The organism is Roseovarius sp. MBR-51 (assembly GCF_053628575.1).
The window spans coordinates 107,298-129,223 of the sequence record NZ_JBRJGQ010000002.1; the positions used below are offsets into that span (position 1 = coordinate 107,298).

At 61.2% G+C, this 21,926-nt stretch carries 24 protein-coding genes; 14 read left to right on the forward strand and 10 right to left on the reverse strand.

The window, feature by feature from the left end; all coding sequences use genetic code 11:
* Nucleotides 1-184: 184 nt before the first annotated feature.
* From ACSSVY_RS03040 to ACSSVY_RS03070, 7 genes are read right to left on the reverse strand one after another with little or no spacing between them, the layout of a single operon-like run.
* Nucleotides 185-601 carry a hypothetical protein gene (locus ACSSVY_RS03040; protein ID WP_454267970.1) on the reverse strand — a complete coding sequence of 139 codons (417 nt, stop codon included), beginning with the start codon at nt 599-601 and terminating at the stop codon, nt 185-187.
* Complete coding sequence (locus ACSSVY_RS03045; RefSeq protein WP_454267971.1) at nt 598-1,932, reverse strand: FliI/YscN family ATPase; 1,335 nt, start codon at nt 1,930-1,932, stop codon at nt 598-600. The genes ACSSVY_RS03040 and ACSSVY_RS03045 overlap by 4 nt, the downstream gene beginning before the upstream one ends.
* Entirely contained in the window at nt 1,929-2,726 is a 798-nt protein-coding gene (locus ACSSVY_RS03050) for a FliH/SctL family protein (protein WP_454267972.1), read from the reverse strand. The genes ACSSVY_RS03045 and ACSSVY_RS03050 overlap by 4 nt, the downstream gene beginning before the upstream one ends.
* A 13-nt stretch (nt 2,727-2,739) precedes the next feature.
* A complete protein-coding gene (gene fliG / locus ACSSVY_RS03055; protein WP_454267973.1) occupies nt 2,740-3,777 on the reverse strand; it encodes a flagellar motor switch protein FliG in 1,038 nt (345 codons plus the stop codon).
* Nucleotides 3,774-5,465, reverse strand: a complete 1,692-nt coding sequence (gene fliF, locus ACSSVY_RS03060; RefSeq protein WP_454267974.1) for a flagellar basal-body MS-ring/collar protein FliF — start codon at nt 5,463-5,465, stop codon at nt 3,774-3,776. Before fliF ends, fliG begins: the two co-directional genes overlap by 4 nt.
* A gap of 31 nt (nt 5,466-5,496) precedes the next feature.
* On the reverse strand, nt 5,497-5,790 hold the full coding sequence (gene fliE / locus ACSSVY_RS03065; RefSeq protein WP_454267975.1) for a flagellar hook-basal body complex protein FliE: 294 nt from the start codon (nt 5,788-5,790) through the stop codon (nt 5,497-5,499).
* 45 nt (nt 5,791-5,835) lie between these two features.
* Nucleotides 5,836-6,948 (reverse strand): sigma-54 interaction domain-containing protein, encoded by a 1,113-nt coding sequence (locus ACSSVY_RS03070; RefSeq protein ID WP_454267976.1) that lies wholly within the window; start codon nt 6,946-6,948, stop codon nt 5,836-5,838.
* 478 nt (nt 6,949-7,426) lie between these two features.
* Here ACSSVY_RS03070 and ACSSVY_RS03075 point away from each other — a divergent pair, with 478 nt between their 5' ends.
* From ACSSVY_RS03075 to ACSSVY_RS03125, 11 genes are all read left to right on the forward strand, one after another.
* A complete protein-coding gene (locus ACSSVY_RS03075; RefSeq protein WP_454267977.1) occupies nt 7,427-7,621 on the forward strand; it encodes a hypothetical protein in 195 nt (64 codons plus the stop codon).
* A 140-nt stretch (nt 7,622-7,761) separates the two neighbouring features.
* On the forward strand, nt 7,762-8,973 hold the full coding sequence (locus tag ACSSVY_RS03080; protein WP_454267978.1) for a chemotaxis protein CheA: 1,212 nt from the start codon (nt 7,762-7,764) through the stop codon (nt 8,971-8,973).
* Nucleotides 8,973-9,782 carry a CheR family methyltransferase gene (locus ACSSVY_RS03085; protein ID WP_454267979.1) on the forward strand — a complete coding sequence of 270 codons (810 nt, stop codon included), beginning with the start codon at nt 8,973-8,975 and terminating at the stop codon, nt 9,780-9,782. The genes ACSSVY_RS03080 and ACSSVY_RS03085 overlap by 1 nt, the downstream gene beginning before the upstream one ends.
* On the forward strand, nt 9,782-10,897 hold the full coding sequence (cheB, locus tag ACSSVY_RS03090) for a chemotaxis-specific protein-glutamate methyltransferase CheB (protein WP_454267980.1): 1,116 nt from the start codon (nt 9,782-9,784) through the stop codon (nt 10,895-10,897). The genes ACSSVY_RS03085 and cheB overlap by 1 nt, the downstream gene beginning before the upstream one ends.
* 2 nt (nt 10,898-10,899) lie before the next feature.
* On the forward strand, nt 10,900-11,421 hold the full coding sequence (locus ACSSVY_RS03095) for a chemotaxis protein CheW (protein ID WP_454267981.1): 522 nt from the start codon (nt 10,900-10,902) through the stop codon (nt 11,419-11,421).
* A gap of 147 nt (nt 11,422-11,568) precedes the next feature.
* Nucleotides 11,569-13,392: a methyl-accepting chemotaxis protein gene (locus ACSSVY_RS03100; protein WP_454267982.1), complete on the forward strand. Its 1,824-nt coding sequence runs from the start codon at nt 11,569-11,571 to the stop codon at nt 13,390-13,392.
* Nucleotides 13,393-13,452: 60 nt separating this feature from the next.
* A complete protein-coding gene (locus ACSSVY_RS03105; RefSeq protein WP_454267983.1) occupies nt 13,453-13,857 on the forward strand; it encodes a response regulator in 405 nt (134 codons plus the stop codon).
* Nucleotides 13,858-13,891: 34 nt separating this feature from the next.
* On the forward strand, nt 13,892-17,644 hold the full coding sequence (locus ACSSVY_RS03110; RefSeq protein ID WP_454267984.1) for a chemotaxis protein CheW: 3,753 nt from the start codon (nt 13,892-13,894) through the stop codon (nt 17,642-17,644).
* 97 nt (nt 17,645-17,741) lie between these two features.
* Complete coding sequence (locus ACSSVY_RS03115) at nt 17,742-18,140, forward strand: flagellar export chaperone FliS (RefSeq protein ID WP_045682424.1); 399 nt, start codon at nt 17,742-17,744, stop codon at nt 18,138-18,140.
* Between the two features lie 17 nt (nt 18,141-18,157).
* On the forward strand, nt 18,158-18,469 hold the full coding sequence (locus ACSSVY_RS03120; RefSeq protein ID WP_454267985.1) for a hypothetical protein: 312 nt from the start codon (nt 18,158-18,160) through the stop codon (nt 18,467-18,469).
* Nucleotides 18,466-18,705: a hypothetical protein gene (locus tag ACSSVY_RS03125; protein WP_454267986.1), complete on the forward strand. Its 240-nt coding sequence runs from the start codon at nt 18,466-18,468 to the stop codon at nt 18,703-18,705. The genes ACSSVY_RS03120 and ACSSVY_RS03125 overlap by 4 nt, the downstream gene beginning before the upstream one ends.
* A gap of 29 nt (nt 18,706-18,734) precedes the next feature.
* Here ACSSVY_RS03125 and ACSSVY_RS03130 read toward each other — a convergent pair whose 3' ends face one another.
* Together ACSSVY_RS03130 and ACSSVY_RS03135 are read right to left on the reverse strand one after the other, a co-directional pair.
* Nucleotides 18,735-18,881 carry a hypothetical protein gene (locus ACSSVY_RS03130; protein ID WP_454267987.1) on the reverse strand — a complete coding sequence of 49 codons (147 nt, stop codon included), beginning with the start codon at nt 18,879-18,881 and terminating at the stop codon, nt 18,735-18,737.
* A gap of 55 nt (nt 18,882-18,936) precedes the next feature.
* Nucleotides 18,937-19,437, reverse strand: a complete 501-nt coding sequence (locus ACSSVY_RS03135; protein WP_454267988.1) for a hypothetical protein — start codon at nt 19,435-19,437, stop codon at nt 18,937-18,939.
* Between the two features lie 187 nt (nt 19,438-19,624).
* Between ACSSVY_RS03135 and ACSSVY_RS03140 the strand changes: the two genes are divergently transcribed.
* Both ACSSVY_RS03140 and ACSSVY_RS03145 read left to right on the forward strand, forming a co-directional pair.
* Nucleotides 19,625-19,951 (forward strand): hypothetical protein, encoded by a 327-nt coding sequence (locus tag ACSSVY_RS03140; protein WP_454267989.1) that lies wholly within the window; start codon nt 19,625-19,627, stop codon nt 19,949-19,951.
* On the forward strand, nt 19,952-20,584 hold the full coding sequence (locus ACSSVY_RS03145; protein ID WP_454267990.1) for a hypothetical protein: 633 nt from the start codon (nt 19,952-19,954) through the stop codon (nt 20,582-20,584).
* A 406-nt stretch (nt 20,585-20,990) separates the two neighbouring features.
* On the opposite strand, the gene ACSSVY_RS03150 is transcribed toward ACSSVY_RS03145, so the two are convergent.
* Nucleotides 20,991-21,407, reverse strand: a complete 417-nt coding sequence (locus ACSSVY_RS03150; protein ID WP_454267991.1) for a hypothetical protein — start codon at nt 21,405-21,407, stop codon at nt 20,991-20,993.
* 132 nt (nt 21,408-21,539) lie between these two features.
* Between ACSSVY_RS03150 and flgB the strand changes: the two genes are divergently transcribed.
* Nucleotides 21,540-21,926: a flagellar basal body rod protein FlgB gene (flgB, locus tag ACSSVY_RS03155; RefSeq protein WP_454267992.1), complete on the forward strand. Its 387-nt coding sequence runs from the start codon at nt 21,540-21,542 to the stop codon at nt 21,924-21,926.

The following is a 21,926-nucleotide window of genomic DNA, read 5'->3' on the forward strand; positions in this document are numbered from 1 at the left end:
TGTCAATGCCGAGGCGATCATACCGGGGGCTCCGTGAAGGGTGTCAGGTGTATCGCTGCAAGGTCTGTGCCAAGCAGGGGCTTCGGGTCTCTTGCTGACTCTGGCCGCCCCGCATCGTCCTGCGAGACGGTTTTGGCCGGCCGGACGACCTCTGGCCTATTCTGATCTTGCTTTCTTTGGTCGTCTACCGGGTGCGGCGGGGCAGGGCCGCGTTGTCTTGTGCGTCGGCGCGGGCCTGTAGCTGGGCACGGCGGCTGAGGTCAGCCCGTTCTTGCAAAATCTGCTGGCGGCGTTGGTGTTGCGAGAGGTCCTGTTCCAGCGCCGCACGCTGTTCACGGGTGCGGGCCATCTGGCTGCGCGTCGCCTCGAGCTGTTGCACGAGGGTGCGGCCCATGAAATGGGCGGTGCTGAGTTGGCCGGGGGTCATCGGCTGGGACGGAGCCTGCGCACTCTGATCAAGCATCTGGCCCAGACGGTCGGCCATGTCGAATTGCTGCATTTCTCGGCTGCGCAGATGGCCAAGCTGCATCGAAAGATGCCCGAGTTCACGGTTTTCCTGACGGGCCATCAAGGTGAGGATGCGGTGCTGGCGCGCGCTCATGCGGCACCGCCTGTCAACGCGCAGAGGGCGGCGATACTGTCTTCAAGGCTGGCGGGTTCGTGGATGTCCTGTCGGATGAAGTTTTCGATCCGGGGCCAGAGGGCAACGGCCTCGTCAAGCGTGGCGTCCTGACCGGGGGAATAGGCACCCATGAGCATCATGTCGCGGTTCTCCATATATAGTGCAATAAGGCGGCGCAGGCGAAGTGCCGCCACGTGGTGGGGTTTCTCGGCGATGTCCTTCATCACGCGGCTCACCGATTGGGTGAGGTCGATGGCGGGGTAGATGCCCATCTGCGCCTGATTGCGCGAGAGCACGAAATGCCCGTCGAGAATGGCGCGGGCGGTGTCCACAACGGGATCGTTGGTGGTGTCATCGCCATCGGCCAGAATGGTGTAGAACGCGGTGATGCTGCCCTGACCGGGCAGGCCGGGACCGGCGCGCTCGATCAGACCGGGGATCATCGAGATGACCGAGGGGGTATAGCCCTTGGCGGTGGGTTGTTCGCCAAGCGCCAGACCGATTTCGCGGCGGGCATGGGCCACGCGGGTGAGGCTGTCCATGATCAGCATGACCTGTTTGCCCTGATCGCGGAAATATTCAGCGATGGCGGTGGCGCGGTGTGCCGCGCGCAGGCGCAGAAGCGGCGAGCGGTCGGCGGGCACAGCCACGACGCAAGTCTTGGCACGGTTTTCGCCGGTCATCACCTTGGAGACGAAATCGCCCACTTCGCGGGCACGCTCGCCGATCAGTCCGACGACGATCACATCGGCAGAAGTATAGCGCGTCATCATCTCGATCAGCACGGATTTACCGACGCCGGAGCCTGCTATGATGCCCACGCGCTGACCGCGCCCCACGGTGAGAGCGGCATTGATCACGCGCACGCCCACGTCGAGCGGGGCATCCACAGGCTGACGCGCGAGGGGGTTTTGTTCGCGCCCCGAGAGCGGGCGGGTGTCGGGGCAATCGGGCGGGCTGAACCCGTCGAGCGGCGCGCCTTCGGCGTCAAGCACGCGGCCCAGAACGGCGTCACCCATTGCGGCGCTATGCCCACCGGGAAGTTTATGCACGGTGCAGCCATGGGTGATGCGCGCACCGGGCTGGTCGAGAAAGAGCAGGTTGCGGCCATTGGCAAAACCTACGATTTCGCCCGTGGCACCCTTGCCATCTTCGGTGTCGATCCGACAGCGGGTGCCCGGGCTTGCGGGAAAGCCCGCGCATTCGAGGATGAGACCATCATAGCGCAGCACCTGACCTGAATAGCCGGGTGGCGGTGTTTGGGCCATGCTCTTGGTCGCCTGTGAAAGGCGGGATAGCAAATCGGTCATGCCAGACCTCCATCGCGTTCGGCGATCACGTCTGAAAAGGTGATATCGTCCATGCGGATGCGCAGATCGCCGCGTCCGAGGGTGATGTCGGGAGAAAGCCGCCCCTTGGCCAATGGGCTGAAATCCTTGAGATGCGGCTTGATCGCCATGAGATCAGCGGGATTCATAAGAACTACCGTGTTTTCCGCCCCGGCAGCGATGTGATGGGTGATCTTTTCGATCCGGCGCAGGAAGGGACGCGGGGCCTCGTCAATCTTTTGCCCCGCGCGCTGGGTGGCCAACTGGCGCACGGCCTGTTCCAACTTGGCGGTCAGGTCTGACAGGCGTTCATGCTCGGCGCTGGTCAGTCGGATGAGTGTCGCAGCGAAGATGTCGCGCGCTTCGGCTACCTCATGGGCGGCAGTTGTGCGGGCCTCGTCGAATGCCTCGGTGCGGGCTTTGGCGCGCGCGGCCTCAATCTCTTGCATTGCGGCCGCGTGCCCTTCCGCCCATGCGACGCGGCGCTCTGCTTCGATGTCGAGAGTGGCAGGCGGTGGCGCGAGCGTAAAGGTGGCGGCGGGCGTTGCGCTTTCAGCCTTCGGTTCCGGTGTTTCTGCGGTTGGCTCCGAGACGGGTGCGCGGAACGGGCGCACAATCGGATGCGCGGCAAAGCCGCTGTCAGTCTTTTCGGCAGGACCGGTGGCGTCACGGCGCTGGAACTGTTGCGAAGAGCGGCGCACCAGCGCCAAGAGATCCTCGGGCGTCAGCGCGTCGGCGCTGGGGGCGACGTCAGAGGCTTGACCAGAGGCGGACATGGCGCTCATCCTCTCAGACCATCTTTTCGCCGCCGCGTCCGGCCAGCGTGATCTTGCCCTCATCCGAGAGGCGGCGGGCGACGGTGATGACCTGCTTCTGGGCCTCTTGAACCTGGCTCAGGCGGACCGGGCCCATGGCCTCCATCTCGTCCATGATATTGGCGGCTGCACGTTGCGAGATGCAGCTCAAAAGCTTGTCGCGCAGGGTGGGATTGGCCCCTTTGAGGGCCAGTACCAGCATTTCGCTCTCAATTTCGCGGAGCACGGTTTGCAGGGCGCGTTCGTCGGATTTGATCAGGTAGTCAAACACAAAGAGATTGTCCTGAATGTCCTCGGACAGGTTCTTGTCGTCCTTGCGGATGTCTTTCATGATCCGCTCTTCCATGTCCTGACGGGTAAAGTTCATGATCCTGGCGGCGGCCTTGACCCCGCCAATCTGCGAGGCGCGCAGGGTGGTGTTGGCCTTGAATTTGGCGCGCATGACCTCTTCGAGGTCGCGCAGCGCCTCGGGTTGCACGGTATTCAGCGTAGCGATGCGGCGGATGATCTCGGGCTGCGCCTCGGGCGGCAGAAGTTTGAGCACCTCGGCACCCTGGGCGTAATCGAGCGAGGCGATGACCAGTGCCATGATCTGCGGGTGTTCGTCTTGGATCAATTCGGCCACGGCAGAGGGGTCCATCCAGTCGAGAATCTCGATCGGGCGCTCGCTGTTGGACGGCACGATGCGCGACAGCACCGATTGCGCCTTATGCGCGCCAAGCGCCTGATCGAGCACTTGACGGACATAGTTGCCCGCGCCAATGCCAAGGCCAGTCTGATTGCTGACAAGGCCCAGAAATTCGTTGAGCACGGCATCGACGGTGTCGTGATCGACACCTTGCACGGTGAACATGGCCTCGCCCAGCACCTGCACTTCAGAGGGGGAAAGCGCGCGCAATATCTGGGCGGCGGTATCCTCGCCAAAGACCATCATCAGGATGGCGGCCTTTTGCACCGGGGTCAGGTCCGCGCCGGGTCTGTTGGCGGAAGGGGCGGGCAGCGCGAGCGTCATGGCCGCTCCTCACCGATTGGGGCGATCATGGACTTGAAGACGCCTGCGATGCGGTTTGTCTCTGACCCGGCCATCTGGCGCAAGAGGTCGATCTTTTCCTCATAGGTGATCGCGCCGTTGAGGTCGTCGGCATTGGGCGCGGCGGTTTCAAGGCGCTGGCGCAGGGCGGAGAGGCTCTCACCACGCGGCACTTCGATAGCGTCGCCATAGGTCATGCCGGTTGCGGTGGTGGCTCCGACAGGTGGCAGTAGGCGGTTCAGAAGCGGACGGACCACACCCAGAACGATGATCCCGAAGAGGGCGAGTTGTGCCAACGTGCGACCCAGAGTGGGCAACCAGCTTGCGTCATACCAGTGATCGGTGGGGATCATTGACGGGGCCACCACAAAGGGCGCGCTGGCCACGGTGACGATATCGCCACGGGTTTCGTCAAAGCCGATGGCAGAGCGTGTCAGCGCCTCGATTTCTTCAAGCGGCACGGCGTCGGGGGTGGCCGTCTGCGCATCGCCCTCGGCGGGGGTGGGTGTGGGCAGGCGGTGCAGCAGCACGGCGGCATGCACGCGGTTGAGGTGGGCGGTCTGCGGCTGGCGGGTTTCGACGCGGCGGCTGACCTCGTAATTGCGGGTGGTGGACGTGTTGCTGTTGGTCACGCCCTCTTGGGGAGCCTGGGTTGCGGCCTCGGCCAGTTGCGCCTCGTTCGGGGGCGTATTGGCAACAGCGCCGGGAATGCCGCCGACCTTGGCGCCGTTGGTCTGCTGGGTGCTGCTTTGCTCGCTGCGCAGGGCCGTCTCGGGCAGATATTCTTCGCTGGTGATCTCGGAGCGGGTAAAGTCCATATCGACAGTCACTTCGACGGCGGCGTTGCCAACGCCCACGATTGGGGTCAAAAGCGCCAAGACTCGGTCCCGGTAAACGGTTTCCAATCGGCGCTGATGCTGCATCTGGCGATCGGCCTCGGCCTGCACCGGGTCTTCTTCTGGGCTGGTGAGCAGCGCGCCGGATTGATCCACAACGGAAACATTGCCGCGCGGCATGTCAGGCACGGCGGCGGCTACGAGGCTGACGATGGCGCGCACCTGCGCCTGATCGAGCGACATGCCGGGGGCAAGTTCAAGAAAGACTGAGGCGCGGGGCGGCTGGCTGTCGCGGACAAAGGCGCTGCGTTCGGGTAGGGCCAGATGCACGCGAGCGGCGCGCACCGGGCGCAACTCTTGAATTGAGCGTGCAAGGTCGAGTTCGTGCATCCGCCTCAGACGGGCGGATTCGATCTGGCGGGAGGTGCCCATCGGCATTCCGTCAATCGCGGTCATGCCGTCGGTCGCCCCTTCTGGCAAACCTTCGGTCGCCAGCAGCATGCGCGCCCTGTGAAACTGGTCGGCGGCTACCGACAACGCGCCTGAGGAGGGATCGAGATGTGCGTCGATACCTGCGGTGGTCAGAGCATCAAGAGCGCGGGATTTCTCGGCCTCGGGCAGACCTGCGTGAAGTGTCACGCGATCAGCAGGGGCCAGTAACAGCCAAGCGGCCAATCCGAGGGTCACGACAAAGAGCACACCAATGGCAGGGAGTGCGCGGCGCAGGGCGGGTTGTGCGATAAATCCATCCATGCCAGACAGCGCGAGCCGCGCCCGTTGTACCAACGAGCTGGTGCCAGCCTGTGCCGGGAGGTTGGTTTGCGTTCCGTCCATTGTCAGTCTTTCTGCGGTTCTGGTCTGAGGATCAGACCGGCATATTCATAATGTCGCGATAGGCAGTCAGGGCCTTGTTGCGGACTTGCATCGTCATCTGAAACCCGAGTGAGGCGACCTGTTGTTCGACCATGACGGCGGCCAGATCTTCGGTGCGCCCGGTCTCGAAGTCGCGTGCAGCCTGAGAGGCCTTGCCCTGTTGGGTGTTCACGCTCTCGACCGCCTGTCCCAACCGTTCGGCAAAGTTCGGCCCCTGCGCCTCGGCCGTGGGGCTGGGACGCACGATGGGGTCGGGGCGTTGCGCCGCCTGCGAGGCGTGCATCATGCTGACGGAAGAGGAGATGCCGGTCAGGCTCATGTCAAATCAGGATCAGGCGGCAAGTGAGGTGGGAAGGGCGACGGGACGGGCAACAAGCATGATGTGCTCCGGTGCAATCACCATGCCATCGGCCAGCACCAGCGCGCGCTGCATGACGTTCTCCAACTCGCGCACATTGCCGGGCCAGGAATGGTTGGCGAGAATGTCGCAGGCCTGCGGGGCCAAAAGCGGCGTTGGTTGGCCCACTGGGGTGTGACGGCGTAGCATCGCTTGGGCCAGAACCGGCACATCCTGAGCGCGGGCGGCGAGCGGCAGGGTTTCGAGCGGGACTACGTTGAGCCGGTAATAGAGGTCTTCGCGGAAATTGCCCTTGGCGATCTCGATGTCCATGTCGCGGTTGGAGGTGGCGAGGATGCGCACGTCGACCGGCGTTTCGGTCTGGCTGCCGAGCGGGGTCACGACCTTTTCCTGCAGCACACGTAGCAATTTGGCTTGAAGCGCCATCGGCATTTCAGAGATTTCGTCGAGCAAGAGCGTCCCGCCATCGGCCGCGCGCAGATAGCCCTTGTTGGCTGTGTTGGCACCGGTAAAGGCGCCCTTCTCATGGCCAAAGAGAATGGCTTCGAGCATGTTTTCTGGAATGGCGGCGCAGTTGATGGCGACAAAGGGTTTATCGGCGCGCGGCGAGGCCTGATGAATCAGGCGAGAGAGCACTTCCTTGCCGCTGCCTGTGGGACCATTGATAAAGACACTGACATCAAAACGGGCGACGCGGCGTGCCATGTCGATGAGTGCGCCGGATTGCGGGTCGGCGGCAACCATCGCGCCAAACGGAGCGGCGAGCACATCGGCCAACGCCATCAGGGCGGCATCGCGCAACGCCGGCAGGCCGCTATCTGGCAGGGACTCAGTCAGCAGGCGTCCGCCCATGTCTTCGCGCAGAGCAAAGTCAGGAGCCTGACCTTCGATCACGACGATCCGTTTTGCCCCCAGTTTGCGGGCCAGTTCGACCAGCGTGCGCTGGTCGGTCACGGGGGCGCCTTGAACCAGCGTATGGCAAGTGGGTTGATAGCCGATGCGGACATTCAGGCGACGTCCGTCAAGCAGGGTTTTAAGGGCCTGTGCCTGAGGGAAATTCGGGGCGGTGATGCAGATGTCGGCCATGGGAAACCTCCTTGATTGCTATATGAAATCAGTAAGCAGAGATCGTGCCATCCGGGGTTTTGGCCCATTTGGGGCCTCTATTGGGCGTGCTGCGCTGTTTTGCGGAGAAAGGATACGCCTTGCGTCGTTGAATCGTCGCAATACCGACGAAACGCGTGCCATGTGGCTGTCGGGTGTCGGTGCATCGTCACCCCTATGGTGCGCGGATGCTGTCCTTTGGATGATCTGATACTTTCGAAACCGGTTCGCGTCAAAAGCGAGCGCGTCCGCTCCAAAGATACTCGTGAGATATATTGCGACCGCGCTCACATTTTGGGGCTTGGGTCCGTTTGCTTGTTCAGAAGAGCTCAACTGGTAGGCACAAATGTTATCGAAAACGTATCATCTCAAATTTCCTAGCCTCGATGCAGCACAAATCGCGGCCCCTTTCATCACGGAGATTCTGGGGAATGCGATTCCGGAATGTCGCATCTCGGGCTTGACCGTCATGATCGGCAAGGAAGGGGACATCTCTGTCAACCTGTTCTTTCCGACGATCGCGGATCTCAAGAATTTCGAGAAGAAGCACGGGGGGTTCATTCAAACGATGAAGAAGACCTTTCTCTTCCGCTCCACCGGGTTCGAAGGGGTTTGCATCTTCAATTTCGACGGCAACGCCGAGGATGCGGCCTGACGTCGATAATTCGTCTGGCACGTTGGTTGCATTGCTCTGTGCAAATGTAACCGGCGAACATGCTGACAGGTTGAGAGAGACCCAAACCCCATGGCGAATGCGTCCCCATTACTGCTGCGCCCTCATTGGGGTGACCAGAGATGACTGCGCGGGCAGAACAGGTGGCAGAACCGTCGTCCGGCGGGGCATTGCTGCGCGTGTCCTCGGACAAGATCGGACGGCTCATGGATCTGGTCGGAGAACTGTCATTGTCGGTATCCGAAACGATCAATGCGCCGGAACTGGCCAATCTCGATTTGGTAGGGTTCGAAGCCGCGGCGCATCGGTTGTCGATGATCGTGGGCGAGGTTCAGGATGCCGCCAGCGAGTTGCGGCTAATTCCGGTGGATGAGGTGTTTCGTCGGCTGAAGCGCATGGTGCGTGAGCTACAGCGTGAAACCGGCAAGCAGATTGATCTGGAGTTGCGTGGCGAGGATACCGCCATCGACAAGCTGGTGGCGGATCGTCTCTATGATCCTCTGCTCCATGTGGTGCGCAATTCTGCCGATCATGGGCTTGAATCGCCACAAGACCGCGTGGCCGCAGGAAAGTCGCCTGCCGGGCGGATCGTGCTCTCGGCGGCGCAGGTGGGCAGCGAGGTGCGGATTCAGGTAATCGACGACGGGCGTGGTCTGAATCGTCGCAAGATCCTGAGCAAGGCGCGCGAGCGTGGTCTCTTCGGTGCCACTGAGGAACCTGAAGATTCCGTGGTCTGGAAGGCGATTTTCGAGCCCGGCTTTTCAACGGCAGAGGCGGTGACGACACTGTCGGGCCGGGGTGTGGGCATGGATGTTCTCAACACAACGATGAAGGATTTGCGTGGTCGGATCGGCGTACTGAGTGAAGAGGGCAAAGGCACAACGGTGTCGCTGCATATCCCGGTATCGCTGGCCTTTCTGGACAGTGTGATCTTGCGGCTTGGCACGCAGCTCTATTGCGTACCGATTGACGACATTGCCGAGATTGCCAAACCCAATGCGGGCGACCATTTGGCACTTGCCGCCGAAGGTGGCCGCGAGATGTTGCGGCTGCGGGATCGGTTCATTCCAGTGTGCCGGTTGGAGAAATTCTTTGAGGGCATGCGTACCGAGTTGCCACCGCTCTCGGAGATGGTTTTCATCGTGTTCGAGGCCAGTACCGGGCCGATTGCCGTGCCGGTTGATGAAATTCTCGACCGTCAGCAAGTGGTGATGAAGCCGCTTGAGGGGGCCTTGACGCGGGTGCGCGCGAGCTGGGGTTTTGCGCTCTTGTCTTCGGGTGAGGTGGCGATGGTGCTCGATTGTGAACGTCTGGCCATCGGAGGCGAACGGTGATGGTGGCCTATGCGGATCAGGCTGGATTCGATCAGCTGCGTGAATGGCTGAGCCAGCGCTGTGGGATCACCTTTGCGCCATCCAAAACCGATCTCTTGCGTCAGCGCATGGACCGGGTGCTGCGCCGTTTCAATCTGCCTGATCTCAACCGTCTGGCACAAGAGTTGAACAAGGCGGGCGCACAGGAGGTGCAGCTTGCGGTGCTGCACGCGGCGTCAATCAATCACACATATTTCTTTCGTGAGATCGAGGTTCTGGATCAGTTCATGGACCTGGCTCTGCCCGAGCTTCAGACCCGGCCGGAGTTCCGGTTCTGGTCGGCGGCAAGTTCGACCGGCGAGGAAGCCTATACGCTCGCGATCATGCTGGCGTCTCGGCTGGGCCCATCTGCCCTCAACCGGACGCATATTCTGGGCACGGACATCAGTGATCCGGTGGTCGAGCGGGCGGAATTGGGGATTTTCCCGCGACGCCAGTTTTCGCAAACGGATCCGCAGGTGGTGCAGCGCTGGTTTCAGCCCACCGGCATTGATCAATACCGGGTGGCACCGGAGCTCCGCAAGGTTTGTACGTTTCGCCGGATGAACCTCAAGGCCACGCCTTATCCGTTCACCCGCCCCTTTCAGGCGGTGTTCTGCCGCAACGTGCTGTACTATTTCGACCGAGCCGATCAGGCCGCCACTGTGAATGCGCTTTATGATGTCGTCGAGCCGGGTGGCTGGCTCGTGACGTCGGTGACGGAATCTGTCCGTCAGCTTGGCACTCTCTGGGAGCCCGTCGCGACCGGTCTCTATCGAAGGAGGTCGTGATGACCATGGCTGCCGCACCCATTCGCGTCCTTGTTGTTGACGACTCGCTTGTGTTTCGCCGGTTCCTGACGCGGACGCTGAGTGCCGATCCGGCGATTGAGGTAATAGGTGAGGCCGGAAGCGCCGAAGAGGCGCGTGCCTTTGTGTTGGGGCGTCGTCCTGATGTCATCACCCTTGATCTCGAGATGCCGGGGCAGGGAGGGTTGGAGTTTTTGCGCCAGACCGTCGCGCGACTGCGGATTCCAACGATTGTGGTTTCCTCGCAGACGCAGCGCGGGGCCAAGCGAACCATCGAGGCGCTGGAGGCGGGGGCGGTCGATGTGATGCCCAAGCCGCGTGGGCTGGCTCCGGGGACTGCGGACCATCTGGCGCTGAGCGCCATTTCCGAGCGCGTGCGTGCGGTGGCGCGGGTCAATTTACCCAAGGCGCACCGGGCAGCGGCAGAGTCCGGTGCGGTGCCGCTCGCCCCGGCGGCTTCGCGCGATTGGGTGATCGCGCTCGGGGCCTCGACCGGCGGGGTGCAGGCCTTGGGCGCGGTGCTGCATGCGCTCCCGGCTGATTGCCCGCCCGTTGTCATCGTGCAGCACATGCCCGAGGGGTTCACCGAGGCCTTTGCCCGACGGCTCAACACGACCTGTGCCATTGAGGTGCGCGAGGCGCGGATGGGGGATCGCCTGAGCCCCGGACTGGCGCTCATCGCGCCGGGTGGCAAGCAGCACATGGTGCTTCGGCGAATGGCGCAGGGCGGTCTGGTGGTTGACCTAGAGGCGGGTGATCCGGTCTGCTTTTCGATCCCGTCGGTCGATGTACTTTTGACGTCTGCTGCACGCGTGGCCGCGCCGCGCCTGACGGCGGCGGTGCTGACCGGAATGGGCAGCGACGGGGCCAATGGATTGCTGGCCGCGCGACTGGCAGGGGCGCAGACCTTTGTTCAGGATGAGGCCAGCTCTCTGGTCTATGGCATGCCTGCGCGCGCTTGGGAAAAGGGCGGCGCGATGGAACAGATTCCGCTCGACCTTATGGCGGCACAACTGCTGGCCTCGGTTGGCACGACATCTGCACAGGTTCGAACAACTGCCGCCCCTGCGCCCCGATTCACTCAGAGAGGAGTCTGACCATGTCAAAGACAGCGTTTGCCGATGCGCACGCCCCGCAGACCGAGGTTCATGCAGAGCCGTCGGATTCCATCGACACCATGTACCTGACCTTTCCGGTCGGAACCGAGCTTTATGGCGTGTCGATTGGTGTCGTGACTGAGATTGTCGGATTGCAACGCATCATGAGCGTGCCGGACGTGCCGCGTTACATCAAGGGCGTCATCAACCTGCGCGGCAAGGTGATCCCTCTGATGGATGTGCGGTTGCGCTTTGGCATGCCAGAAAAGGCCTATGACGATCGCACCGTCGTGATCGTGTTGCAGGTGAGCGACGCGCCTGTTGGGCTGATCGTAGATGGTGTCAACGAGGTACTGGATATTCCCGCTAGCCACATCGACCGCGCGCATAGTTTTTCGGGGGCAGAGGGCCGCAGTTTGGTGATGGGACTGGGCCGATTGCAAGAGCGGGTGGCAATCCTGCTCGATGTCAAACTGTTGGTCGAGGATGATGCCCTGATGCCGCCTGCGATGGCGGAGGCCTGAACCATGGCAGTGTATAAATCCGAAACGACCTGCAAAGCGCAGGATCCCATTTGCTCGCCTCTTCCGACGGCCATCCCGCCAAGAGAGAGATCAGCCCCCCAACCCTCTCCGGAAGAAGCTGCCGGTGAAACCCAAAGGAATGAACCGATGAACATTCAAACTGCACAAGCAGATGCAACGCCTGCAAAGACCGCCGACGTAAGCCCAAGACTCAAGGGGGCTGAGTTCTTGGAGAGCATGACTTCGCTCAACCTGCTTGGGTCGCTTGGCAATCCGATCATGGTGGCAGATGCGGATTACAATATCCTGTACTGCAATGAAGCCGCGTTTGCGATGTTCTATAGGTTGGAAGAAGACATTCGCCTCGATCTTCCGCATTTTCGAGCCCGGGAAGTTGTTGGGAAGAACGTCGATATCTTCCACAAGAACCCCCACTATCAGCGCCAGATCATGGACAACATGAGCCGCCCACATCTTGGGTCCTTTCGGATCGGCAAGGTTTCTCTGCAATTCACGGCGACGCCAGTGGTTGATAAAAATGAACATAATCAATTGGTTCTAGTGGAATGGCGCGATGTGACGGACCGAGACATCGCCGACCAGAAGAACAAGCAATCCCAGCAGCAATTTGGTCTTCTGTTGGCACAGATGCAGCACATGGCGAGTGAGCATGAAAGGGGTGAGATCGACGTTTTCATCGAGAACGAAGGATTTGAGCTCGAAGAAGTCCGGAACGCTGCGCATATGGTGAATGAAATGGTGCTGGCTCATATCAACACCAAAAAAGCCGCGCTCGCCGTGATCGAGGAGTTCGGCGAGGGCAATTTCGACGCACCATTCGATCAACTGCCGGGCAAAAAGGCGTTCGTCAACCGCACCATCGAGAAGGTGCGCGGCAATTTCCGGGGTGTCGTGAACGAGATTCGGACGCTCTCCGACTCGATCGTGTCGGGCAATCTCGACGTGCAGGCGGATCTTTCGAAGTTCAAGGGCGAATACCGGAGCGTCATCGAGTCCTTCGAGCAGGCTTTTGGCAGTCTCAACAGCGCCTTTGCGGTGATTGCAGAGCAGGTGGATCAGGTGGCAACCACGGTCAATCAGGTCGCGCATTCGAGCCAGACTCTCTCGACCAATTCTCAGGTTGCCTCGGCCTCGGTCGAAGAGGTCTCGGCCTCTGTCAACCAGACCGACCAGCAGGTGCGCGCGAATGCCGATGCCACGCAGAAAGCGTCGCAATTCGTGACCAGCGCCGTGGGACTTGCCGATCGTGGCGCAGCCAAGATCAAGGACATGGTCACGGCTATGCATGGCATCAAAACCTCGTCGCAGGACATTGCCAAGATCATCAAGGTGATCGACGAAATCGCTTTCCAGACCAACCTATTAGCGCTCAATGCGGCGGTCGAGGCGGCGCGGGCCGGTCAGCATGGGCGCGGCTTTGCGGTGGTGGCGCAAGAGGTGCGCAATCTGGCGGGACGCTCTGCCAAGGCAGCACGAGAGACGTCGGATTTGATCGAAGATGCATCGAACCGTGTCAACGCCGGTGTGCGGATCGCCGATGAGACATCTGAAGCCTTCACCGGCATTTCGCAGCAGATCACGCAGGTCAAGGATATCGTCGAGGAAATCGACCGCTCGGGCGCAGAGCAGTCGCGTGGCGTGGCGCAGATTTCGCTGGCAATGTCCGAAATCGCCAAATCCGCGCTTGATACCAGCCAGCAGGCGGATGAACTGGCCGCCGGTGCCGCAGAGATGAGCGCGGCCACCGAGCAAATGAAGGACGAGATCGGTCGGTTCAAGTTGCGGCGGGCCGCGACGGCGATGCCGATTACGGGCCTGAGCGGTCTGACGCCCGAGATGATGGCGCAGATTCAAGCCATGCTCAACGGCAAGCCCAACGGCAAAGCGATGCGCAATGGGAATGGGTCCGGGTCGCTCGATCTTGATGCGCGCGGCTTTCACGGCTTTTGACCTGGCGGCGGGTGGTCTCGTGCTGCCCGCGACCTGACACCTAAATTCGGAGACAGAACAATGGTTTACAATGTAATGGTGGTGGACGATGCCGCGATGATGCGGCTCTACATCTCCAGCTTTCTCAAGTCTCGCAAGGAATTCAAGCTGGTGGCGCAAGCTGCCAATGGGCAAGAGGCGCTGGACAAGCTGCCGGACCTGCCGGACCTCGATCTGATCCTGCTCGACATCGAGATGCCAGTGATGGACGGGTTGGAGTTCCTGCGCCACGCCAAACTCAAGACGCGCGCCAAGATCTGCATGCTGTCCTCGGTGACGGTGCAAGGTTCGCCGCTGGCGGCCAAAGCGCGAGAACTCGGCGCGGACGGCGTGGTATCCAAACCGTCCGGCACGGTGTCGCACGACCTTGAGGAAAAGACAGGAGACGAGTTGACGCGCGTGATGCGGGCACTGGTCGGGGCCTGAGGGCCGAAATGCAACCCACGGGGCGGGTCACACCATGATGGATGAGATGGACGAAATCTGGATGCTGTATGCCGATGACGGCGCACAGTCCCTGGACGCGATGGAAGCAGCGCTGGATTCCCTTGAGGGTGGCGCAGGTGACATGGGCGCGCATATCGGCGCGCTATTCCGGGCGGTCCATACCTTCAAAGGTAACTCACGCGTGCTGGGATTGGCACAGGTCGAAGGGTTGGCGCATCTGGCCGAAGATCTCATCGGATTGGTGCGCGACGAGGGCGTGGCACTGAGTGGTGCGATCACGGATATCCTGATGCGGACCGGTGATGCGCTGCGCGGGATGCTGGAGGAAACCGCCGATACCCGCGCGGATGTGGACCCGGCGCCAACGGCGGGATTGAAGCAGGATTTGCGATCTTTGATCGGGCAGTTGACCGGGGGCGCTGTTGAGGATGTAGCGCCCGCACCGCAGGCGATTGGGCCGGCAGACGAGGCAGAGTTTGAGGCATCTGAGCCTGAGACCGTCTGCGCGCCAGAGCCTGAACCGGCACCGAAACCCAAGATGCCGGCACTGAATATGGGGTTGGCCGGGTTGCTGGATCAACTTGACGGTGGCGATGGCGCAGATTTCGACGCGTTCGAGGATGATGATCTGGATGATGTCTTCGAGACTGAGGCCGAAACTGAGACTGAGGCCGAGACTGAGGCTGAGCAAGAAGCCGAGCCAGAGCCAGAACCTGAGCCCGAGCCGGAAGAGGCTGTAACGTCCGAGCCTGAGCCCTTGCCAGAAACTGCCCCGGCGCCGCAGGCGAAAACCGTGGCTGAGGTCACCGATGGAAAATTGTTGAGCCCCGATCCGGTGCATCACCAGATCTTCAAGGATATGGCGGTCAAGACGTTAGCCGCACTGGACGCCCTTGTCGCGGCGTGGTCGGAGGGCGCAAGCCCCGCCATAGCGAAGAAGCAGGCGGATAATCTCTGTTACGCTGCAGGGCAATTGCGCCTAGGCGATTGGTTGGCTGTGTTGGAGCCTTTCCTTGCCACCGGCGCGATCAGCCCGGCGCTCACGCGTGACCTGAGCGAGGCCTTGCGCCGGTTGTTGACCGGTGAGGCGGTCGCGCCAGACGCGGACGCGATCCAAGAGCCGGGAGAACGGATTGCCGAACCGGAAGCGGAACCGATTAACAATCCGGCGAAAGGGCACGCAGAACCAGAGTCAAAGGCCATCACTTCTCTTGCATCCAAGCCGCAGGCCCAAGCCGTGGCTGAGGTCACGGAAGGTAAGGTTCTGCGCCCTGATCCGGCCTATCATCAGATTTTCGCAGAGATGGCGGCCAGAACCCTCGACTCGCTGGCTTCGCTCTGCGCCGACTGGGTCGAGGAACGCAGCCCTGCTGCCGCGCGCAAGCAGGCGGATGATCTCGGCTATGCCGCGCGACAGATGAATCTTGGAGCATGGCTCGATCAGCTGGACTCCTTTGGTGCGTCTGGTTCAGTCACGCGCGCGGATACGACAGAGCTGATAGGGGCGCTGCGCACACGCTATCATCAGGATTTCGAGACCGAGGGAACGTCTGTTACACCCAGCACTGGTCCGAGTGATCCGGTCGCCGACGGCAAGGTATTCTTTACGGCGATGGCCGCGCTCTACCCTCTGATTGCCGATCAGGGCATGCAGATGAATGGTGCGGCACCCTCTAGCGCGACAGAGCGTCGGGATCTGGCAGAACGGATCGCCGATTTGGCTGCGCCGAGGGGGTTTGTTCGGTTGGTGGACAGCGCCCAACGTCTTTCAGAGCAGTCCACCGGCCTTGAATACCGGGTCGCCGAATTATCGCTATACGAGGAATTAGTGAGCGTTGAGCGCAGTTTGCCTGCGACGATTTTCGACGATGATCTCATGGCGCCGAGTCAGCTCTTGGGCGCTTGGGCGGCGGATCACATCTTTGAGACGCTTCAAAGTTTGCGCCTTGGGCTTGATGCGCGGGCGACCGCGCCGGGGGTCGAGTGGTTTCCTGCCTTTGAGACCTTGATGCGCCAGGTGCATTTTGCCTGTTTGAATTACCGGATCAACACAGCGTCCGAACTGACGATGGCGTTGATAGACCTATTCGCGCGCGTCCGCGTCGACGCCAAGACGCCTGATGTGATCCTGCTCCAGATGGGACGCGGCTTTGTCGATACGATGGAACTGGTGTTCGACGCCTTGGATCAGGGCGACACGCCGGATACCTCGCGGATTGCAAAGATGTTCGAGGAGGCCACCAATGCGTGCTTCGTGGCCAGCGGTGTAATGACCGCCAAGACCATCGAGACGCGGTTGGGTCTTCCGCCAGAATTCCACCGGGTGATGTCACCCGAAAGCGTAAAGACCGCACATGAGGCCATCAAGGAGGGCCTACATTTCTACGTGCTGCGCGCCGATCTGAATGATGATGACGCCCTCGCGCAGGGCTTTCTGGAATGGATCACCACAGGTCTTGTGCGGATGATCACCAATGTCACGGTCTTTCTGGACAAGGCAACGCTGTTTGATTTCCTCGTCGCCTCGTCATTGGAAGAAGACCGCATGATCGAGCGTTTGGCGATGTTGGACCCATCGGGGTCGCGCCTTGCCATGGCGCGGGCGCTGCGGATAAGCGCAGCTCCTGCGGTAGAGGCGGCAGAACCTGACACGATGGATCTGATCCCGCTCAACGATACCAAAGATAGCCTCGCCCTGCTCGAAGCGGTGGGAGCGATTTCAGCGAGCCATGCGCAGTTGGAACATGAGTTGACGGATCTGGCGTCAATCGATCTGGTTCAGGATGTGATGGAGGCGTTGCGCGCAGCGGGCATTGATGATCTGGAACAACGGGTGCGCTCGGTTCTGCGGGACAGGCTGGAACAGCATAATCTGCGGCTTCAGGAGATCAGCGAATCCGGCGCGCAGTTGTCGGCGGAATTGTCGCATTTGCAACAAGAGAGCGTAGCGCAACGGTCGCGCCCTGCCGAAGTGCTGTTGCGCCCACTCAAGGCCTATTTGGCCACGCGCGCGCGCAAGATCGGCGTCGACGCCAGTGTCACCTATGTGGGTGGCGACGCGATGCTTGATCAGATGTTGATCGAAGATCTGCGCGGACCGCTCAAGACACTGGTCAATCTGCGGCTGGCCGGAGAGCATCCGGCGACGCGGTTCCATATCTCGGTTACTGCCGAGAGCGATCACGTACGGGTTGAGTTGACCGATAACAGTCCTGAACCAGCGGTGGCTGCGGCCTATGCCGAACTTGGCGATGAGATGGCCCGAAAGAAGGGCGCGTTGCGCCGTGTCAGCCTGCCGGCCGGGGCCGGGGTGCGGTTCCATCTACGGGTGCCGCAGCATATGATTGTTCTGGATGGCATGGTCGTCAGGGTGGGGCAGGTGCGCTATGTCCTGCCGGTTGATGCCATCCATCGCATTCTTCAGACTGACCGCCTGTTGCCGGTTTCCGCTTCTGGCCATACCCGCATGCTCAACATCGACGAAGGTGCTTTGGTGCCGGTGCATCCGCTGGTCTCGGAGACTTCAGAGGTGGCCGAGGGTGCGCGACTTTACGTCGTTGTGAGCAGCAATCAGACACGTATCGCCATCCCTGTGGATGAACTGCTGGGACAGCAGCTCGTGATGCTGCGCCCGTTGCAAGGCGTGCTGTCGGGCATGCGCGACATGAGCGGCATCGCCATTCTATCGGGTGGAGAAGTTGGCATGGTCGTGGCCGTCAGCGCACTGGCCTCGGGGGCCTTTGCGAGCTCTTCTGTAGCGGCTTGAAACGAAACCTCCGGTGGGATGACCACCGGAGCTAACACCCGGACGCGATCTGCCGTTTTCATGTATAGACCCGGCAATCATGTCAAAGGAAGTTTCGATGAGTTTCGCCTTCGCCCGTTCCCGTTACCGTCAGGCCGAGACCCTCGTGCAAGAGGCCGTCACAGACCCCTACGACATTATTTTCGTGACCCTCCGGGAACTCAACCGCTCGCTCGTCGTTCTGGCGCGGACGCAGCAAGAGGACCGGGCCCTGCCGTCCGATCACGTCAACCGCGTGCTGACGGCCATTTACATCCTTCAATCCAGTCTCGATTTCGAGGCCGGTGGCGATCTGGCGGGCGATCTGTTTCAACTTTATGAATTCGCACGCTTCCATGTGCTCAAGGCCATGCGCGGCGAGACAGACGCCCGTTTGACCGAGGCTGCCGCCGCGATGGGTGACATTCTTGGCGCGTGGGAGCAGATTGGTTCTCAGGTCAGGTCGCAGGCACTATGACGAATGTGGTGCAGCATATGACCTACAGCGTCATGGGTGATCAAATCCGCCAGTTGACGATGGGATTGACCTCAGCGGTCGAGACAGGAGATCTGGCGGCCGTTTCGCGAGCGGATCATGCCCTGCGCTGTGCCGTGATTGCGCTTGTAGGAGGCGCTGCACTGGCAGAGGACGGGGCACAGGAGCGGATCGCCTTACTGGCCGAAGCGCTGGAGGTTGTGCGCCGCGCGGTGGATCTCATGTCCGCGCAAGCGGCACGCAAGGCGGGGCAAGGGCGCGCCAACCTAGTCTATTTGAATTGTGATCGAAAAGTGGGGCCGGGGCGATGAACATCGGACAAGGTAGCCCCTGCGCCACTTGCTACCGGGTGCGCTGGTTCCTGACACTCGCTGGAGCGTTGATCGCGGGGCTTTACCTTCAACCAAGCTGGGCCATGGGCGTCGCACGGCTGATGCCATCGCCGCTGGTAATTGGCTGGGCAATTTGTGGACTTGCCGCCGTGGTCTTTGTGGGACGCGTGCGCCATCATGTGCGGCTGGCGCACCAGAAGCGCGCCGCCGTCTGATTGAGCATCGGTTGCCTTTGCGTTCCGGTTCAACTGCGACGGCGCAGCAGGCGCAATAAGCCCCAGACGTGCTGACGACGCGGTCGACCGTTTTCGTCACAAAGGACAAGCTCGACCCCGACCTTGTGCGGATCGGTGCCGGGGGCGGGAATGAATGTCTGGCGCATGGCGATCATGGTTGGTCCTTTGCAGTGGCTTGTGTCTGAAGCGGGGTTGCAAGAAGTCTGCCAATCAGGGAGCATGCGCCCAGGCGAGGATGAGAACTTCGAGAATGGCGGGCTCTTCTCCCATTGTGATCAGTCGGGCATTCATAGCCTCCAAGAGGCTCTCCGGCAGGGCGACACGGAGGTCGTCCAATCCAGCGTCCGGTTCGAGCGTCTCGGCAGTGCGCAGCACAGCAGCAGCCAACCCGGCCTGAGCCTCTTGCTGGCGATCGCTGAGACGGGCCATGAGGGCGAGACTGCCCTTCTCGCGCAACGCGATACCCAAATTCATTGTGAGCGTCCCGCCCCCGTTGGGAAGAGAAAGCGTGACAGGCATGTTGAGGGGCAGATACACGCGTTTGTCCGGTTTTGGCGTGACCTCCTCGGCCTTGGCGGTCTCATGTTGAAAGGCCGGAAGGCGTGGCGTCTGGTGCATGACCCAGACACTGGCCAGCCCAAGCACAACTGGCCCGAGACTTGCAGGCAAGACAAAGGCGAGAAGCCGAGTGCGAGGCGAAAGTTGGGTCATGTTCCTTGATAAGCAAGGATCGGGCCAAGCGCCCTAAATTGATCGGGTTTTTCGCCGTTATCGACGAAAGGGGCCGGTTCATCGGTTCGCGGACAAGCGCAGGATCGGCAAGATGGAATCTAAGGGAACGGGCAGGTTGGCAGGCGCTTTGTCGAGGTTCAGGACGCTCCGCAAGGAGGCAGGACAGGTGACGCCCGCCCGGACTTCGGACGAGTTTCCGCTTGTGCGCCGCAGCACCAACCTGTGCGACATCACACTCGTCGAGCGACATTTGCCCGAAATCCTTGGTCGCGCTTTGGCGCGCAGCTGGATTGACCGCGCGTTCAGCACGGCGCTTCTCGCCGACCCAAAGGGCCTTTTGGCCAATCATGATATCCACCTGCCTGACACTGTGAGCATCGAGGTCGAAATGACCCAGACGCAGCGGCATCGACTGGTGGTTTATGAACAACGCCCAGGGGGCGACCGGAGGCGGGTGATGTATCTGCAGCTGGTAATGATGGCGGGCAAATAGATGCGTCGCTTGGTGTTTGCGTCAGCGTTTGCAGTGGCGGGGGTCATGGCGCAGGCCGAGCCAGGGTCTGGATTCGATCAGGCGGTCACGTTGGCCCGCTCAGGGCAATTTGCGGCAGCGGCGGCAATTTTTGTGGACCTTGCCCAGAATGGAAATCGCGTAGCACAGGTCAATCTTGCTGTGCTCCAGGCCAAAGGCCAAGGCACACCGCAGGATGACCAAGCTGCGGCCTATTGGGCGTGGCGCGCACGTCTAGCAGGTGAAGCTCGTGCAATTGCTCTGAGTGATCTCATGCTGGAGCGCCTGACGGACTCGGCCAGAACCAAGCTGGCGGATCGGTTGATAACGGATCTGAGCACGCAGGCCGAAGCTGGTGTGCCGGGACAGTTTGCCGCGATTGGCCGGGTCGAGGCGCAGTTGCGAAATCCTCCGCGCATGGACGTAGCTGCGCTATGGTTCACGCTTGCGGCGGCATTTGAGGAGTCGGGCGCACTCGCGCTGCGCGAGGTGTCCATGGCTGGGCTGGAGGCCAAGGCCCGGCTCGCAGTGCAAGAGCGTGCGGGGGCGGAGTTTGCCACATGGTGCGCAAAGTTGCCGCGAGATGCGCGCCCGCAGACTTGCGGGCAGATCTAAAGGCGGAAATCTGGGATCGGATCGTCGCACCTGCGGCCATAAAAAGGTGTGCCCGGACGCTCATGGCGACCGGGCGGCAACTGTTCACAAACTCTGGAGGGAGCGTCAGTTCAAGACTGAGAGAAATCCGGAAATGATCCAGTACCACATCGCGATACCGAGAAATAGCATTGGGGCAAGCCACCATCCACTGGGGAGATGGAGGGGGGTACTGGTGTCCTGTCCAAACTGATGCGTCTTGTTCACGGTCATTTGCGGTGCCAACTGTTTCATTTCCGTATCTCCGGGCAGCCTTGAAAGTACAATCACAATCCCATGATCAAGCTGTAACGGAAAGCGCGCAAAGGTTTTTGCGGATCGGCAAAAGAGAGTCGTTCTATCCAAAGATAGCGAGCTGTAGCGCTACTCAATCGTCGCCAAAAAAATCATCGGCCTCGTCGTCAGCGCCCCCAAGTTCGCTCATCATCATGCTCAGCGCCCCGCCAGCCAGGTCAAGACTGACAAGTTTGCTGGTCTTGGCTGGTTTGGCGGGCGGAGCGGGTTCGGGTTCTGGCTCCGGTTCTGGGAGCGGCAGGGGGGCGGGGTTCATCTTGATGGGCGGCGCGGGTTTGCGCGGAGCATCTAGCGCCTCCTGCAAGAGCCGCAGGCGCAGGCGCATCGCCAAAATTCTCTGCATCGGCTCCGTCGTCTGGGCATAGGCGGCAGAGGCCAGTGGCAGGCTCTCGGTGGCGGGCATGGTCAGAAGGCGACCCAGCACACGGCTAAAGCTACGCGGCAGGGTCAGCGGCTTGCGTGACGCGGGGCGGGAAGCGGTCTCTGACATCGGGTTTCCTTTTGGACGGGTCGGTTGGCACCGGAATTGCAGGGATGCGGGCAAGGCCCCGGCATCCGTGATGCAAGAGCCCCTGCAAGGACCGGACCAACCGCGCACCATGTCTCAAGAGGAGCCCGCGCAATGACCGACGCGTTTCGCGATCACCTGAGTCTCTTTTCTTCGGCCCTGACCCTGCGCGAGCAGCGTGGTGCGATGCTGGCTTCGAATATCGCAAATGCTGCGACGCCAGGATTCAAAGCGCGCGACATGGACTTTCAGTCGGTTTTGAATGCGGAGACTGGTGGTGGGGCACTGGCCACGAGCGACACCCGACATTTTTCGACCAGCGGTTCCACTGCGGGGCAGGCTGGCTACCGGGTTCCGGTCAACCCGTCCCTGGATGGCAATACGGTCGAGTTGGCCGTGGAGCAGATGGAATTCGCGGAAAACAGTCTGCGCTATCAGACCAGTCTGACGCTGCTTAACCGGCGCATCTCAGGACTGAGCCAAGCGATCAAAGGAGAATAA

Coding starts and splice junctions, on each gene's coding strand:
- ACSSVY_RS03040 (WP_454267970.1), bottom strand. CDS start 601: ATGAGCGCGCGCCAGCACCGCATCCTCACCTTGATGGCCCGTCAGGAA.
- ACSSVY_RS03045 (WP_454267971.1), bottom strand. CDS start 1,932: ATGACCGATTTGCTATCCCGCCTTTCACAGGCGACCAAGAGCATGGCC.
- ACSSVY_RS03050 (WP_454267972.1), bottom strand. CDS start 2,726: ATGTCCGCCTCTGGTCAAGCCTCTGACGTCGCCCCCAGCGCCGACGCG.
- fliG (WP_454267973.1), bottom strand. CDS start 3,777: ATGACGCTCGCGCTGCCCGCCCCTTCCGCCAACAGACCCGGCGCGGAC.
- fliF (WP_454267974.1), bottom strand. CDS start 5,465: ATGGACGGAACGCAAACCAACCTCCCGGCACAGGCTGGCACCAGCTCG.
- fliE (WP_454267975.1), bottom strand. CDS start 5,790: ATGATGCACGCCTCGCAGGCGGCGCAACGCCCCGACCCCATCGTGCGT.
- ACSSVY_RS03070 (WP_454267976.1), bottom strand. CDS start 6,948: ATGGCCGACATCTGCATCACCGCCCCGAATTTCCCTCAGGCACAGGCC.
- ACSSVY_RS03080 (WP_454267978.1), top strand. CDS start 7,762: ATGACTGCGCGGGCAGAACAGGTGGCAGAACCGTCGTCCGGCGGGGCA.
- ACSSVY_RS03085 (WP_454267979.1), top strand. CDS start 8,973: ATGGTGGCCTATGCGGATCAGGCTGGATTCGATCAGCTGCGTGAATGG.
- cheB (WP_454267980.1), top strand. CDS start 9,782: ATGACCATGGCTGCCGCACCCATTCGCGTCCTTGTTGTTGACGACTCG.
- ACSSVY_RS03095 (WP_454267981.1), top strand. CDS start 10,900: ATGTCAAAGACAGCGTTTGCCGATGCGCACGCCCCGCAGACCGAGGTT.
- ACSSVY_RS03100 (WP_454267982.1), top strand. CDS start 11,569: ATGAACATTCAAACTGCACAAGCAGATGCAACGCCTGCAAAGACCGCC.
- ACSSVY_RS03105 (WP_454267983.1), top strand. CDS start 13,453: ATGGTTTACAATGTAATGGTGGTGGACGATGCCGCGATGATGCGGCTC.
- ACSSVY_RS03110 (WP_454267984.1), top strand. CDS start 13,892: ATGATGGATGAGATGGACGAAATCTGGATGCTGTATGCCGATGACGGC.
- ACSSVY_RS03115 (WP_045682424.1), top strand. CDS start 17,742: ATGAGTTTCGCCTTCGCCCGTTCCCGTTACCGTCAGGCCGAGACCCTC.
- ACSSVY_RS03120 (WP_454267985.1), top strand. CDS start 18,158: ATGACCTACAGCGTCATGGGTGATCAAATCCGCCAGTTGACGATGGGA.
- ACSSVY_RS03125 (WP_454267986.1), top strand. CDS start 18,466: ATGAACATCGGACAAGGTAGCCCCTGCGCCACTTGCTACCGGGTGCGC.
- ACSSVY_RS03130 (WP_454267987.1), bottom strand. CDS start 18,881: ATGATCGCCATGCGCCAGACATTCATTCCCGCCCCCGGCACCGATCCG.
- ACSSVY_RS03135 (WP_454267988.1), bottom strand. CDS start 19,437: ATGACCCAACTTTCGCCTCGCACTCGGCTTCTCGCCTTTGTCTTGCCT.
- ACSSVY_RS03145 (WP_454267990.1), top strand. CDS start 19,952: ATGCGTCGCTTGGTGTTTGCGTCAGCGTTTGCAGTGGCGGGGGTCATG.
- ACSSVY_RS03150 (WP_454267991.1), bottom strand. CDS start 21,407: ATGTCAGAGACCGCTTCCCGCCCCGCGTCACGCAAGCCGCTGACCCTG.
- flgB (WP_454267992.1), top strand. CDS start 21,540: ATGACCGACGCGTTTCGCGATCACCTGAGTCTCTTTTCTTCGGCCCTG.